We start from the raw sequence: 16,483 nt of genomic DNA, 5'->3' as shown, positions 1-16,483 counted from the left end.
TAACAGTCACTACATTTGCCGGATCTATAAGAGCACATGAGCATGCCCGCACAACACCGACTGACCCCTCTGACGAAAGCACTGCTTCGCCAGGCGTTCTCGCCAAAAATGGCTTCCCGCACCCTGGGCCTGGCCCTGACCCTGCCCTTGATGGCTCAGGTCCAGGCCCAGGAGATCCATTTCAACATCGTCTCGCAGTCCATGTCTGCGGCCCTGCAGGAGTTCGGGCGCCAGGCCAATATGCAGGTGCTCTACAACCCTGACGATGTGCAAGGCAAGCGCAGCAACGCTCTCAGCGGCAGCTATTCGCCGGAGCGGGCCATCGCGGCCATGCTCAATGGCACGGGGGTGGCCTACACCCTCAAGGACAACTCGGTCACTATCCGCAACCATGGTGGCAACGGCTCGCTGGAACTGGGGACCAGCACCATCAGCGGCCAGGGCCTGGGCACCACCACCGAGGACACAGGTTCCTACACCACCGGGGCCATGCAGACCGCCAGCAAGCTGTCGCTGACGGCCCGGGAAACCCCGCAGTCGGTCACGGTCATCACCCGCCAGCGCATGGATGACCAGAACATGAGGTCCCTGGAGGATGTGCTCAAGGCCACCCCCGGCATTTCCATCACCAAGGACGGTCCGCAGCGGCCGACCTTCTACTCCCGTGGTTTTGCCGTCGAAAACCTGATGACCGACGGCTTGCCCAACGATTTGACCCACTACCTGAGCCGGGACATGAACTCCTCGGCTGACATGGCGATCTTCGACCATGTGGAAGTGGTGCGTGGCGCCACCGGGATGATGCAGGGCGCAGGTAACCCGTCGGCAGCGATCAACATGGTGCGCAAGCGCCCCACCGCCACACCGCGGGTCACCGTCACCGGCAGCGCCGGCAGCTGGGACGACTACCGCACCGAGATCGACGCCTCCAACGCCCTCAACGACAGCGGCACCCTGCGCGGCCGGGTGGTCGCCGCCTATCAGAGCAAGGGCAGCTTCCAGGACTTCGTCAGCAGTGAACGCAACGTGTTCTACGGCATCACCGAGGCCGACCTGAACGAAGACACCACCTTCACTTTTGGCGTCTCCAACCAGAGCGGCAGAAACAACACTTCCTGGGGTGGCCTGCCGGTTGCAGCCGACGGCAGCGACCTGCACCTCAAGCGCTCGACCTACCTGGGCAGCAAGTGGGAGTACTGGGATCAGAACAACACCACGGCGTTCAGCCGCCTGGAGTATCGCTTCGCCAACAGCTGGAAAATGCTCCTGTCCGCCAGCAAGAGCTGGTCGGACCTGAACATGCTCGGCTCCATTCCGGAACGCATGGGCGCCAACTACGATGAGTTCGGCCAGAACATCGGCCGCTACGACTACGAAGACCAGCAAAACAGCTACGACGGTTACGTCACCGGCCCCTTCTCGCTGTTCGGGCGCACCCATGAACTGGTGGTGGGCGCCAGCCGGCGCGACTTGACGTTCAAGGGCAAGGGCCTGCCCATCGACCTCGAGACCCATACCAACATCTACAAGCCCAGCGGCATTCCCAAACCGGACATGAGTGCCAACCCCTGGACACAGCGCCGTACCAGCCAGCTGGAAGGCACCTACGTCACCACCCGTCTGAGCATCACCGATGACCTGAAGCTGATCCTTGGCGGACGCCTGGACTGGTACGACTACGACGTGACCACCACCTGGAACGGCAAAGCCTCCGCCTCCAGCCTGCCCAACAAAGTGACACGACACCTGACCCGCTATGCCGGCGCCATCTATGACCTGGACCAGAACCACTCGGTCTATGTCAGCTACACCGATATCTTCAAGCCACAGACCGAACTCGACACCTCCAACGGCGCGCTCAAGCCCATCGAAGGCAAGAACTACGAACTGGGCATCAAGGGCGAGTACTTCGACGGCAAACTCAATGCCAGTGCGGCGATCTTCCGCATCGACCAGGAAAACCGCGCCAAGGTACTCAACCCCAACCAGTGCAACCCGGTGGGAAGCACCTGCTACGAAGCCGCGGGCCAGGTGCGCAGCGAAGGTATCGAACTGGAAATCAACGGCACCCTGGCCCCGGGCTGGGAACTGGGGGCGGGTTACACCTATGCCTCGGTCAAGTACACCAAGGACTCCAACGAAGCCAACGTCGGCCGCCTGTTCGACACCGATATCCCGCGCAGTGTGTTCAAGGCCTTCACCACCTACCAACTGCCTGGCGACCTGAACCGCTGGACCATTGGTGGCGGGATCTATGGCCAGAACACCATCTACAACAAAGGCACTAACGACTACCTGAGCACCTTCGACTACCGCATCGAACAGAAGTCCTACGCCCTGGTGGACCTGATGACCAGCTACAAGGCCTCGGAGAATGTGAACATCCGCCTCAACGTGAACAACCTCTTCGACAAGCGCTACTACCAGAGCATCGGCACCAACACCGACTACGGCACCAGCCTCTATGGCGACCCGCGCAATGCCATGGTCACGGTCAGTTGGTCTCTGTGAAACACCCCCTCCTGTAGGAGCCGGCTTGCCGGCGAAGGCGCCCTTGAGACTCGTGCGCATTCGCTGGCAAGCCAAATCCTGCAACGCGATGAATTCCCCTCCCCTCCCACATGCCCTTCCGTAGGAGCCGGCTTGCCGACGAAGGCGCCCGCAAGTCATGCAGCGCCCCGGGTGACGTCTTCGCTGGCAAGCCAGCTCCTACAGCAGTCAGATACACGGTGCAGATCCCCGTAGGAGCCGGCTTGCCGGCGAAGAGGCCCGCAAGTCATGCAGCGCCCCGGGTGACGTCTTCGCTGGCAAGCCAGCTCCTACAGCAGTCAGATAGACCGTGCAGATCCCCGTAGGAGCCGGCTTGCCGGCGAAGGCACCCGCAAGTCATGCAGCGCCTGGGCCGACGCCTTCGCTGGCAAGCCAGCTCCTACAGCAGGCAGATAGACCGTGCAGATCCCCGTAGGAGCCGGCTTGCCGGCGAAAGGGCCCGCAAGTCATGCAGCGCCCAGGGTGACGCCTTCGCTGGCAAGCCAGCTCCTACAGCAGTCGGATACACGGTGCAGATCCCCGTAGGAGCCGGCTTGCCGGCGAAGAGGCCCGCAAGTCATGCAGCGCCCCGGGTGACGCCTTCGCTGGCAAGCCAGCTCCTACAGAGCGAGGGCGAGCCGTTGATTTGCTTATGACGAAAACGACAAAGGCCTGGACCGTTGCCGGTCCAGGCCTTTGTCGGTGTCTCAGTTCAAGCAGGTCAGCAACTGCTCTGTGAAGCTCTCCAGCAAGGCTCGGCTGTCCACCATGGCTTCATGGCGGGCTTCGATAGGGTATGAAGCGGCTATCTCGCCACCCTGCACCTCGCGACCCATGGCCTGCTCCATGACCTGGATCCGCTCCCGGGCATAATCGCTGGACCACCACAGCCGCGGCGCAACCTGCAACGGACGGTAGGCATAGGCCGCAGACAAGGCACTCAAGTCATTGAACACGGCGCTGACCAGCGAGGCGTCAAACTCGGCCTTGAACAGCCCCACCACCCGATCCAGCTCGCCGGGAGCCAGGGGGATATTGCCAGCCACCCAGCCATGGATGCTCTGCCAGTCGAGCTCGGCTTCGCGCCTCAAGCGGCTCTCGATCATCTGCGCACTGCCCGGGAACTGCTGGCAGAGCTTGTCGATGATCGCCCGCCACTCGGACTCGGCCGTCACAGTGACGGGCATCTCCTGCGTCTGGACCTGATCGTCCCCGGCGCCCTGAGGCGGTGTCGGGTCGAGCAGGCCGAGGAAACGCACCATCTCTCCCGCCGCCTCCAGTTCGCTGGCCACGTCCATGGCAATGGACCCGCCCAGGGACCAGCCTGCCAGGTAGTAAGGACCTGTCGGCTGCACCTGGCGGATGCTGGCGACATAGCGCTGAATCATGGCCAGCCATGAAACCTCGCTCCAGTCGGCTTGCAGGTAGGCCTGATGCAGCACGCCATACACCGTGCAATGGTCGCGCAACTGCGCCGCCAACGGCAGGTAGCCATATACGCTGCCCCCCGCCGGGTGGAAGCAGAACAGCGGTTGACCGGCGCCGCCCAGGGCGACGACGTTCTGCGCGCTGTCAGCCTGGCCAACGGCGATCGCACCAGCCAGTTGCCCCACAGTCGGCGCCGCGAACAGGGCATTGATGCTCAGTTGCACAGCCAGTGCCTGGTTGATGGCGCCGATCAGGCGCAAGGCATCCAGGGAGTGGCCGCCCAGTTCGAAGAAGTTGTCGTCCAGGCCCACCTGTTCGATGTCCAGCACCTGGCTCCAGAGGGCGGCGACCTGCTGTTCCAGTTCGCTCTGCGGAGCGTTGTAGGCTTGCTGCAACTGACTCGCGTCGGCTTTAGGCAGGGCCTTGCGGTCCAGCTTGCCGTTGGGGCTCAACGGCAGCGCTTCGAGGAACAGCAGGTGCGCCGGCAGCATGTAGTCCGGCAGCACCTCCTTGAGAGCCCCCTTCAATTGCTCGCGCAATTGCGCCTGGGCCTCGGGCGTATCGGCCGCCACCTGCGCGGCTGGCACGACGTAAGCCACCAGTTGCGGCCCGCTCGCACCGTCCTGGGCCAGCACAATTGCCTCGCGTACTTGAGCCAGCTCCAGCAGCCGCGCTTCGATCTCGCCCATTTCGATGCGGAAACCGCGGATCTTCACCTGGTGGTCGATGCGCCCGGCGTACTCGATCACGCCTTCGGCGTCATAACGGGCCAGGTCGCCGGTGCGGTACAGACGACCGCCATCGGTGTTGAACGGATCGGGAATGAAACGCTCGGCGGTCAGGCCTGGGCGGTCGTGGTAACCCCGGGCCAGCAGGTCGCCGCCAATCATCAGCTCGCCGATCACACCGTTGAGCGGCAGGTTGCCGCTGTTGTCCAGCAAGTAGATGGAGCGGCCCGGCAGGGCCTTGCCCAGTGGAATCACCGCCGGCATCGGCTGAGCACCATTCAGGTAGGCGCCGCAATCATGGGTCGTGGCACTCACGGTGGCTTCGGTAGGCCCGTAGGTGTTGAGCAGGCAGACCTGATCCAGGCCGGCCTGTTTCCAAGCCGCCACGCCTTCCGCCGGCATAGCCTCGCCCCCCAGGTTGAGCTGACGCAGGCGGCCAAAGTCCCGTGGCCCCTTGGCGGCGAAGTCCTTGCCCAGCATGAACCAGTAGGCGGTGCTCAAGTCGACGATGCTGATGCCCTGCTCGATCAGCTCGCGGTAGAAGGTTTCGCTGTCCCACAGCGCCTTGCCGCGGATCACCACCGACGCACCACAGATCAGCGCCGGGTACAGCTGTTCGACAAAGGCGTCGAAGTTGAAGGTAGAGAACTGCAAGCCACGGTCGGCAGCCGTCATGTTGAAATGGCTGGCGGTGGCCCGTGCGTGCTGGCTCAGGGCATTGTGGGTGATGCCTACGCCCTTGGGCCGGCCGGTGGAACCGGAGGTGTACATCACGTAGGCCAGGTTTTCTGCACTGCTACGTTCAGGCGGGTTGCCCTGCGCCATACCGGCCAGCCAGACGGGAGCCTGGTCCAGGCACAGGTACGGCACCGCGAGGCCATCCTGCAAACGCTCCAGCAGCGGCGACTGGGTCAGCAGCAACTGGATGCCGCTGTCCTGCATCATGTAGTGCAGGCGCTCCTGAGGGTATTCAGGGTCCAGCGGCACGTAGGCGCCGCCAGCCTTGAGCACCGCCAGCAGGCCAACAATCATGTCCAGCCCACGCTCCACGGCAATGCCGACCCGCACATCCGGGCCTACGCCCTGCTCGATCAACTTGTGGGCCAATTGGTTGGCCCGCTGGTTGAACTGGCCGTAGCTCAGTTGCTCACCGGCACACAATAGCGCCACGGCATCCGGCGTGCGTGCGGCCTGGGCTTCGATCAACTGGTGGATATTCAGGTCCCGACCCACTTGCCCGGCCGCCCGGCGGGATGCTTGTTCAACGGCCATCCGTTGCCCATCGCTGAGCAGCGAGAGGTCCCCCAGGCACTGCCGGGGGTTGCCGATCATGGCCAGCAGCAGCTGTTGCAGGCCCTCGGCCAACTGCTGGATCGCGGCGGTACTGAAGTGCTGGCACGAATAGCTGTAGTCGAACGACAGGCGCTCAGCGACGAACACCGACAGGGTCAGCGGGTAGTTGGTCTGCTCATGATTGCCTACCGCGCCAAATTGCAGCTGTGCCGGCGAGCCTTTTTCCAGGGCTTCGGACACCGGGTAGTTCTCGAACACCAGGATGTTGTCGAACAGCGCCTCGCCCCCCAGGCCGGCCCAACGCTGCACGTCGTACAGCGGCGTGTGTTCGAAGTCACGCAGGGCCAGGTTGCGTTCCTGCACCGCCTGCAACCAGTCGCTGACCGACATCTGCGGACGTGGCGCGGCCACCACCGGCAAGGTGTTGATGAACAGCCCGATCTGCTGCTCCACCCCCTTGAGTTCTGCCGGCCGGCCAGACACGGTGGCGCCGAACACCACAGTGTCCTGCCCGGTGCAGCGTTGCAGCAGCAACAGCCAGGCGGCTTGCACCAGGGTGTTGACCGTAACTTTCTGCTGTCGGGCAAACTCGCCCAGGCTGCGGGTCTGAGCCTCGTCGAGGGTGCTGCCGTGGCTACCATGGCCCTCCTCCAGCGGCGCGCGTGCACCGCCAGCAATGGCCTGGGCCAGACGGGTCGGCTCATCCAACCCCTGCAGTTGCTGTTTCCAGAAATGTTCACTGAGGGTGGCGTCCTGGCGTTGCAGCCAGGCGATGTAGTCGCGGTAGCGCCCGGTCAGGTGCTGCGGCAATTGACCGGCATAACGTTGCAGTACTTCACCGAGCAACTGCGAGTTGCTCCAGCCGTCCATCAGGATGTGGTGGTTGGTGTAGATCAGGTGGTAGCGCTGCTCGCCAGTGCGCACCAGGGTCAGGCGCAGCAGGGGCGCAGCGGCCAGATCGAAGCCCCGTTGACGCTCGGCCGCAGCCAGGGCGTCCAGGGCTTGCGGGGTCTGCTCTGGCGAGCGCCAGTCGTGCTCGGCACACTCCAGGCTGACCTGCTTGTACACCACCTGGATCGGCGCCGGCAGTTCGCCCTGCCAGAGGAAACCGCTGCGCAGGATGTCATGGCGCTCGATGGTTGCCTGCCAGGCCTGGCGGAAGCGCTCGGGATCGAGCCCGTCCACATCTACCCGCAGCTGGTTGATGTAGTCGCCGCCCTCCTCTTGATACAGGGTGTGGAACAGCATGCCTTGCTGCATCGGCGACAGCGGGTAAAGGTCTTCGACCTGGGCCAGGGCCAGCGGCAAGCGGTCCAACTGCTGCTGGTTCAAGCCCGCCAGCGGGAAGTCCGACGGGGTGGCGCCACGGTGCTCGGACTGGCTGCAGTGTTCGATCAGGGCCTGGAGCTCCTGGGCATACTCGTCTGCCAGGCGCTGGATGGTGGCGGTATCGAACATCGCCCGGCTGAAATTCCAGCCCAGGCTCAGCTCACCGCCATAGACCTGACCGTTGAGGGTCAGCCAGTTGCCCAGGGGGGCGTGCAGGCTCTGGTCGTCGCCCTTGGCCTCATTGGCCGGGGCAAACCATGCCTGCTGGTCATCGAAGCTGCCGTCGAACTGCCCCAGGTAGTTGAAGGTGATGCGTGGTACGGCCAGTGCGGCGAGGGCTGCCTGGGCTTGAGCATCCCCCAGGTAGCGCAGGGCACCGAAGCCGATGCCCTTGTCGGGCACGGCACGCAGCTGTTCCTTGATGAACTTGATCGAGTCGGCCAGGGCCGGCTGCGGCGTCAGCTTCACCGGGAACACGCTGGTGAACCAGCCCACGGTGCGGCTCAGGTCGATGCTGTCGAACAGCTCTTCGCGGCCGTGGCCTTCCAGTTGCACCAGGGCGCTGCTGTCGCCGGTCCAGCGGGTGATGACTCGGGCCAGGGCGGTCAGCAGCAGGTCGTTGATCTGGGTGCGATAGGCCGCCGGCGCGTCCTGCAACAGGCGCTGGGTATCACCCTTGCTCAGCCGGGTTTCGACACTGGTCGCGTGCTGGTTCTGCAATCCGTCATGATCGTGGTCGCAGGGCAGGTTCGACTCGACACCCTGCAACTGCGCCTGCCAGTAACCCAGCTCCTGCTGCAGCGCTGTGCTGCTGGCATAGGCTTGCAGCTGCCCGGCCCAGGCCTGGGTCGAGCTGGACTTGGCCGGCAGTGCCTGATTGCCCAACAGGGCTTGCAGATCCTCCAGGAGAATCCGCCAGGACACCCCATCCACCACCAGGTGATGAACGATCAGCAACAGGCGTTGGCTCTGGTCGGCCAGGGTGAACAACACGGCCCGCAGCAACGGCCCCTCTTGCAGGTTGAGACTGCGCTGGGCCTGCTCGGCAAACTGTTGCAACGCCTGGGCGTCGGCGACATTGGCCTGCCACAGCAGTTGCACCGGCTCATCGGCATCGGCAAAGGCTGCGCTCCACGTGCCCTGATGTTCGGTAAAGCGCAGGCGCAGGGCATCGTGCTGCACCGTCAGGGCCTGCAAGGCGCTTTCCAGGGTCTGGGCTTGCAGCACCTGTAGCGGTTTGAGCAGCACCGACTGGTTCCAGTGATGACGCTCCGGCACCGGGGTGTCGAAGAACCACTGCTGGATCGGCAGCAGCGGCATTTGCCCACGCACCGGGCCCTGGTCGATCTGCAAACCGCCCTCGCCCTGCTCCGCCACCGTGGCCAGCCCCTGCACCGTCTGGTGCTGGAACAGGTCCTTGGGGGTGAAGCGGATACCGGCCTGCCGCGCCCGGCTGACCACCTGGATCGAGATGATCGAGTCGCCACCCAGCTCGAAGAAGTTGTCGGTGACGCCCACCTGCTCAAGCTTCAGCACATCGGCCCAGATCGCCGCGATCTGTTGTTCCAGTTCGTTCTGCGGCGCCACATAAGTCTGCTGCATCAGCTGCGCATCGACTTTCGGCAGCGACTTGCGGTCCAGCTTGCCGTTCGGCGTCAGCGGCAGCGCTTCGAGGAACAGCAGGTAGGTCGGCACCATGTAGTCCGGCAGGTTTTCCCGCAGGCGCGCCTTGATGCTCTCGCGCAGTTGCGCCTGGCGCTCGTTGCTCAACGCCACTTCGGCGTCCACCGGCACGATATAACCCACCAGTTGCTGGCCGCTGGGCCCGGGCTGGGCGATCACCGCCACTTCCAGCACCGGGTCCTGTTCCAGCAGCCGAGCTTCGATCTCGCCCAGCTCGATACGGAAGCCCCGCACCTTCACTTGATGGTCAACACGACCCACATACTCCACCAGACCGTCGGTGCGGTAGCGGGTCAGGTCGCCGCTGCGGTACAGCCGGGCGCCGGTGGTGCTGTAGGGGTCAGGGATAAAACGCTCGGCCGTCAGGCCCGGACGGTCCAGATAGCCCCGGGCCACGCCCAGGCCACCCAGGTACAGCTCGCCCGCCACGCCCACCGGCAACAGGTTGAGGTTGGCATCCGCCACGTAGGCACTGCGGTTGCCAACGATATTGCCGATAGGCGCGTAGGCCGCATCGCACGGATCGCCCGCCTTGGCCTTCCAGATCAAAGGAGTGACCACGGTTTCGGTCGGGCCGTAGCCGTTGAAGATGTACTTGGGCCGCAGCACCCGCCACGCCAGATCGTAACTGGCCTGGGGCACTGCATCGCCACCGAAGCAATACACCCGCACCGCTGGCGGATTGCCGTCGCGCTCGGCGTGCACCGCCAGTTGCTGCAGGTACACCGGCGGGAACACCCCCACGGTGACGCCATAGCGGTGCATCTGTTCGTAGGTAAACTCCGGCGACCACAAGCTATCGTCGCGGATCAGCACGCTGGCGCCGTAGATCAGTGGGTGCATCCAGCCTTCGTGGGAGCCGTCGAAGGCGAAGGACATGAAGTGCAGCTCGCAATCCGCCGGGCTCATTTCATAACGCTCGCCGGTGGCCAGGCTGTGCATGGCCAGCGGGCCATGGGACACCGCCACGCCCTTGGGCAAGCCGGTGGAACCGGAGGTGTAGATCACGTAGGCGAGGTTTTCCTCGGCCAAGTCCACTTGGGGGGCGCTGGCCGGGTAGCCGGCAAAATCTGCGGCCCGTTCCACCGACAAGGTCGGCAGGCCATCGGGGATCGGCAAGCGATCCAGCAGATGACTCTGAGTCAGCAACAACCATGCACCACTGTCCTGCATCATGTAGCGCAGGCGGTCCTGGGGATATTCGATATCCAGCGGCACATAGACCCCACCGGCCTTGAGCACGGCCAGGAAGGCCACCATGATTTCCGCACAGCGCGGCATGGCGATGGCCACCCGCACCTCCGGGCCAACGCCCAGTTCGATCAGCTTGTGCGCCAGTTGGTTGGCTTGCGTATCCAGCTCGCGGTAGCTCAGGCGCTGCTCGGCGAAGAACACTGCCGGCGCATCCGGGGCCTTGGCCGCCTGATCGGCAAACAGCTGGTGGACAAAACGGTGGGTCGGGTAGACCACATCGGTGTGGTCCCACTCCTGACGAATGCGCCGCTGCTCGTCCCGAGTCAGCAATGGCAACTCACCCAGGCCGGTTTGCGCATGCTCCATCAGGCTCAGCAACAGGCCCTGCAAGTGCCCGCCCAACTGCACCATCGAAGGTTCAGAGAAGGATTCACGGGCATAAATGAACTCGAACGACAGGCTCGCCCCCAAGTTGACCGCAACCGTCAGTGGGTAGTTGGTCTGCTCGTGGTTGCCCACCGCGCCAAAGCGCAGTTGCGCCGGGGCGCCTTTTTCCAGGGCCTCTGACACCGGGTAGTTCTCGAACACCAGGATGTTGTCGAACAGCGCGTCCCCGCCCAGCCCGGCCCAGCGCTGCACTTCGTACAGCGGCGTGTATTCATAGTCACGCAGCGCCAGGTTGCGGTTCTGTACCGCCTGCAGCCACTGGCTCACGGTCATGTCCGGGCGTGGCGTGGCCACCACCGGCAAGGTGTTGATGAACAGGCCTACCTGCTGCTCGATGCCCTTGAGCTCAGCGGGGCGCCCCGCCACCGTGGCGCCGAACACCACGCTTTCCTGCCCGGTGCAACGTTGCAGCAACAGCAGCCACGCCGCCTGCACCAGGGTATTGACCGTGACTTTCTGCTGCCGGGCAAATTCGCCAAGGCGTGCCGTCTGTGCCAGGTCCAGCTCGCGATGATGCTTGCCGTGGCCGGTGCCAGCCGGAATCTCCGCGACCCGGGACAGCGCCTGGGTCAGGCGGGTCGGTTCATCCAGCGTCTGCAGCTGTTCTTTCCAGAAGCTTTCACAGGCCTGGGCATCCTGGCGTTGCAGCCAGGCGATGTAGTCCCGGTAACGGCCCGGCGCGTGGCTCGGCAGTTGACCGGCATAGCGCTGCAGCACCTCACCGAGCAGCTGCGAGTTGCTCCAGCCGTCCATCAGGATGTGATGGTTGGTGTAGATCAGGTGGTAGCGCTGCTCGTCGATACGCACCAGGGTCAGGCGCAACAAGGGCACCGCATCCAGCTCGAAGCCACGCTGGCGCTCGGCGGTGGCCAGGGTGTTCAGGGCCTCCTGCTGCTGTGGCTGGCTGCGCCAGTCATGCAGGGTGCAATCCAGGGCAATGTGCTTGTGCACCACTTGCAGCGGCGTCGACACCTCGCCCTGCCAGATAAAGCCGGTGCGCAGGATGTCATGCCGATCGATGGCCGCCTGCCAGGCCTGCTGGAAGCGCAGCGGATCGAGGCCGTCCACGTCCACCCGCAGTTGATTGATGTAGTCGCCCGCCGCCTGCTCATAGAGGGTATGGAACAGCATGCCCTGCTGCATGGGCGACAGGGGGTAGAGGTCTTCGACCGAGGCCATCGACACCGGCAGACGATCCAGTTGCTGCTGGTTCAGGCCCGCCAGCGGGAAGTCCGACGGGGTCGCGCCCGCCTGCTGCGGTGCGCAGCAATGCGCCACCAGCGCCTTGAGCTCCTCGGTATAGTCGTCGGCCAGCCGCTGCACGGTGGCGCTGTCGAACATCTGCTGGCTGAAGGTCCAGTTCAGGCTCAACTCGCCGCCATAGACCTGGCCATCCAGGCTCAGCCAGTTGCTCAGCGGGGCCAGTGGGCTCTGGTCGTCGCCCTTGGCTTCACCGCTGGGTTTGAACAGGGAATCCTGCTCGTCGAAACTGCCGTCGAACTGGCCCAGGTAGTTGAAGGTAATACGCGGCACGGCCAGGGCTGCCAGGGCCTGCTGCGCCTGAGCATCCCCCAGGTAACGCAGGGCGCCAAAGCCGATGCCCTTGTTCGGCACCGCCCGCAGTTGTTCCTTGATGAACTTGATCGAGTCGGCCAGGGACGCCTGGGGCGTGAGCTTCACCGGGAACATGCTGGTGAACCAACCCACGGTGCGGGTCAGGTCGATGCTGTCGAACAGGTCTTCGCGGCCGTGGCCTTCCAGTTGCACCAGGGCACTGGCTTCGCCGGTCCAGCGGGTGATGACCCGGGCCAGGGCGGTCAGCAGCAAATCGTTGATCTGGGTGCGGTAGGCCGCCGGGGCGTCCTGCAGCAGGCGCTGGGTATGGGCCTTGTCCAGGCGTGAGCTCAGGTTGCTGGCGTGCTGGTTCTGCAACTCGGTGACCGGGCGATCCTGCGGCAGGTTCGACTCGACGCCCTGCAACTGGGCCTGCCAATACTTGAGTTCTTCCTGCAGCGCTGCACCTTGGGCATAGGCCTGCATCTGTTCGGCCCAGGCCTGGGTCGAGCTGGTCTTGGCCGGCAACGCCAGGGGCTGGCCGGCGCTGAGTTGAGTGTGGGCCAGTTGCAGATCCTCCAGCAGGATCCGCCAGGACACGCCGTCCACCACCAGGTGGTGGATCACCAGCAACAGACGCTGGCTGCCGTCCTCCAGACTGAACAGCACGGCCCGCAGCAGCGGCCCGTCCTGCAGGTTCAGGCTGCGCTGCGCCTCGATCGCCGACTGCTCCATGGCCTGGGCGCTATCCACCGCAACCTGCCAGAGCAGCTCCGGCCGCTGGCTGGCATCGGCAAAACGCGCCGACCAGCCATCAGCCTCCTGGCGGAACTGCAACCGCAAGGCGTCATGCTGCACCCGCAGCGCCTGCAAGGCGCTCTCTACCACTTCGGCACACAGCGGCTGGGACGGTTTGAGCAGCACTGACTGGTTCCAGTGATGACGCTCGCTCATGGGCAGCTCGAAGAACCACTGCTGCACCGCCTGCAGGGCCGTCGCACCGCGCACCGGGCCCTGATCGATCTGCACCCCGCCCGCGCCCTGCTCGGCCACCGAAGCCAGCCCTTGCACCGTCTGGTACTGGAACAGGTCCCGGGGGGTGAAGCGGATGCCCGCCTGCCGCGCCCGGCTGACCACCTGGATCGAGATGATCGAGTCGCCACCCAGCTCGAAGAAGTTGTCGGTCGCCCCCACCTGCTCCAGCTTGAGCACATCGGCCCAGATCGCCGCGATCTGCTGTTCCAGCTCGCTCTGCGGCGCCACATAGACCTGCTGCATCTGCTGGGCATCGACCTTGGGCAGGGCCTTGCGGTCGAGCTTGCCGTTGGGGGTCAGGGGCAATGCTTCGAGGAATAGCAAGTACGCCGGCACCATGTAGTCCGGCACATGTTCCTTGAGTGCACTCTTGATGTTCTCGCGCAGGGTGGCCTGGGCATCCCCGGCGACGGCCATTGCCGCGTCGCTCGGCACAATGTAGGCCACCAGTTGCTGGCCGTTGTCACCCTCGTGGGCCAGGACGAAAGCCTCGCGCACGGCTGCTTGCTGCACCAGCCGCGCTTCGATTTCCCCCAGCTCGATACGGAAGCCGCGGATCTTCACCTGATGGTCGATGCGACCGATGTATTCGATCACCCCATCGGCGCGGTAACGGGTCAGGTCGCCGCTGCGATACACCCGGCCGCCGTCGCTGGAGAACGGATTGGGCACGAACTTCTCGGCGGTCAACGCCGGGCGTGCCAGGTAGCCACGGGTGACCCCGGCACCGGCCAGGTACAGCTCACCGGCACTGCCCACCGGCACCGGTTGCAGGTCCGGGCTGAGGATGTAGCTCTGGGTGTTGCTGATGGCCCGGCCGATATTCGCCTGCCCTCCCGCCTCGCGCCGGGTGTAGGTCGAGTAGGTGGTGTCTTCCGATGGGCCGTACAGGTCGTAGACATGCACCAGCCCCGGCTGTTGGTAGAGGCTGTCCACCAGGGCCTGTTTCAGCGGCTCACCCGCCAGGTTGATGATCCGTACGCTGGGCGGAATCTGCCCGCTGCGCTGCAGTGCAGCTATCGCCGAGGGCACAGTGTTGATCAGGCGCACCCGGTCGCGATCCACCAGCTCCGGCAGCTCCAGGGCATTGCGGGCCAGGACGATGGAACCGCCGCTGGACAAGGTGACGAACAGCTCCCACACCGACAGGTCGAAGCAGATCGAGGTGGAGGCCAGCACCCCTTGCAGGTCTTCAGTGCTGTACACCCGGCTCGACCAATCGATCAATGCCAGCACGTTGCGATGGGCAATCGCCACGCCCTTGGGCAGGCCGGTGGAACCGGAGGTGTAGATCACATAGGCCAGATTGTCCGGAGTCGCGCGTGGCGCCGGGTCGTCTGTCGAGTAGCCATCCAGCCAGCCCGGCTGGGCATCCAGTTGCAGGGTCTGCAGGGATTCCACGGCCGGCAGCAGCGACAGCAAGGCGCTTTCGGTCAGCAGGATCTGCGCCTGACTGTCGCGCAGCATGTGCTCTAGGCGATCCTGTGGATAGTCCGGGTCCAGGGGCACATAGGCGCCACCGGCCTTGAGCACCGCCAGCAGCGCCACGACCATTTCCGGGGTGCGCTGCAAGGCCACGCCGACCCGCACTTCAGGCCCCACGCCCAGCTCGATCAGCTTGTGCGCCAGGCGGTTGGCCCGGGCATTGAGCTCCCGGTAGCTCAGGCGCTGGCCGGCGAACAGCAGGGCTTCGGCGTCCGGGGTTTTCAGTGCTTGTGCTTCCACCAACTGCTGCACGCAACCATCGCTGGGGAACTCACCGGTGGCCGGGGTCCACTCGTGCAGCAACTGGTGCTGCTCGGCAGCGCCCAGCAGCGGCAGGTCTCCCAGGCGCTGGCGCGGCTGCTGGACGATGCCCTGCAGCAACTGCACCCAGGACTGGGCCAGACGCTCGATGGTGGCGGCCTCGAACAGGTCGGTGGCGTAGGTCAGGGAGGCCCAGAGACCATCCTCGGATTCGAAGGTATCCAGGGTCAGGTCGAACTGCGCGGCACGCCCCTGCCAACTCAGGGTCTCGATGCTGAGGTCGTCCAGACGCTGGCTCTGCCCACCTTTCTTGACCGCGGTCTGGTGGTTGAACATCGCCTGGAACAGCGGGCTGTGGCTCAGGCTGCGCTCGGGGCGCAGGGCTTCCACCAACTGTTCGAAAGGCAAGTCCTGGTGGGACTGAGCCATCAGCGCGGTCTGCTTGACCTGCTGCAGGAAATCATTGAAGCCCAGCTGCCCGTCGACCTCGGCCTTGAACACCTGGGTATTGACGAAGAAGCCGATCAGGCGCTCGGTCTCCACCCGGTTGCGGTTGGCGGTCGGCACGCCGACGCGGATGTCCGCCTGGCCGCTGTAACGGTGCAACAGCACCTGGAACGAGGCCAGCAGCAACATGAACAGGGTTGCCCCTTCACGCTGGGCCAATTGCTTGAGGCCCAGGCGCAGCTCTTCCGGCAAGGGAATATCCAACAGCGCCCCCCGATAGCTCTGGATCGCCGGGCGCGAGTGGTCCAGCGGCAGCATCAGCAAGGGTTGCTCCCCGGCCAGTTGCTCCAGCCAATAGCCCAGTTGCCGCTCACGCTCGCCGGCATCCATCCACTGGCGCTGCCAGTTGGCATAGTCGGCGTATTGAATCGGCAAGTCCGGCAGGTTGACCGTGCGTCCCAGGCGGTAGCCGGCATAGAGCTGGATCAGCTCGTCGACCATCACCCCCATCGACCAGCCATCGGAAACGATGTGGTGCTGGGTCAGGACCAGCACATGCTCGTCTGCTGCCACCCGCAGCAATTTGGCCCGCAGCAGCGGGCCATTGCGCAGATCGAAGGGCGGCTGGCTCTTGCTGTCGGTCAGGGCATGGACCTGGGCCTCATAGGACAGGCCGCCGGCGTGCAGTTCGATGACCTCGATGTCCAGCGGCGCCGGTGGATGGACCACCTGCACCGCCGTGCCATCTTCTTCGGAAAAGGTAGTGCGCAGGGTTTCATGCCGAGCAATCAGGGTATCGAATGCATGGCGCAGCGCGTCGAGGTCCAGTTCTCCGGTCAAGCGCAGCGCCGTGGTGATGTGGTAGGCGGTGCTGTCGGGTTCCAGTTGCCAAAGGAACCACTGGCTTTCCTGGGTATAGGAGAGAACCGGCGCCTCGTCGGCGCCGCGGCTGCAGATAGGAGCGATACCAAAGAGGTTGATGCCCTTTTCTTTAAGCAAAATCGCCAGGGCTCTTCTTTCCTTGGAAGAAAGCGTGCCTACCGAGTCGATTAAAGCTTGCATGTACTACC

General features: G+C 64.5%; 2 protein-coding genes. One reads left to right on the top strand and one right to left on the bottom strand.

Going from position 1 to position 16,483, the window contains the following annotated elements:
• The first annotated feature begins 36 nt into the window (after positions 1–36).
• A complete protein-coding gene (locus U873_RS0100285; protein WP_025126328.1) occupies positions 37–2,511 on the top strand; it encodes a TonB-dependent siderophore receptor in 2,475 nt (824 codons plus the stop codon).
• 725 nt (positions 2,512–3,236) lie between these two features.
• Here the strand turns inward: U873_RS0100285 and U873_RS0100280 are convergent.
• Entirely contained in the window at positions 3,237–16,475 is a 13,239-nt protein-coding gene (locus U873_RS0100280) for a non-ribosomal peptide synthase/polyketide synthase (RefSeq protein ID WP_025126327.1), read from the bottom strand.
• Positions 16,476–16,483: the final 8 nt, after the last annotated feature.

Source organism: Pseudomonas sp. PH1b (assembly GCF_000633395.1).
Lineage (GTDB): Bacteria > Pseudomonadota > Gammaproteobacteria > Pseudomonadales > Pseudomonadaceae > Aquipseudomonas.
Note: the sequence above shows the minus strand (reverse complement) of the source record. Positions and strands in the feature narration are given on the sequence as shown.

Coding starts and splice junctions, on each gene's coding strand:
- U873_RS0100280 (WP_025126327.1), bottom strand. CDS start 16,475: ATGCAAGCTTTAATCGACTCGGTAGGCACGCTTTCTTCCAAGGAAAGA.
- U873_RS0100285 (WP_025126328.1), top strand. CDS start 37: ATGAGCATGCCCGCACAACACCGACTGACCCCTCTGACGAAAGCACTG.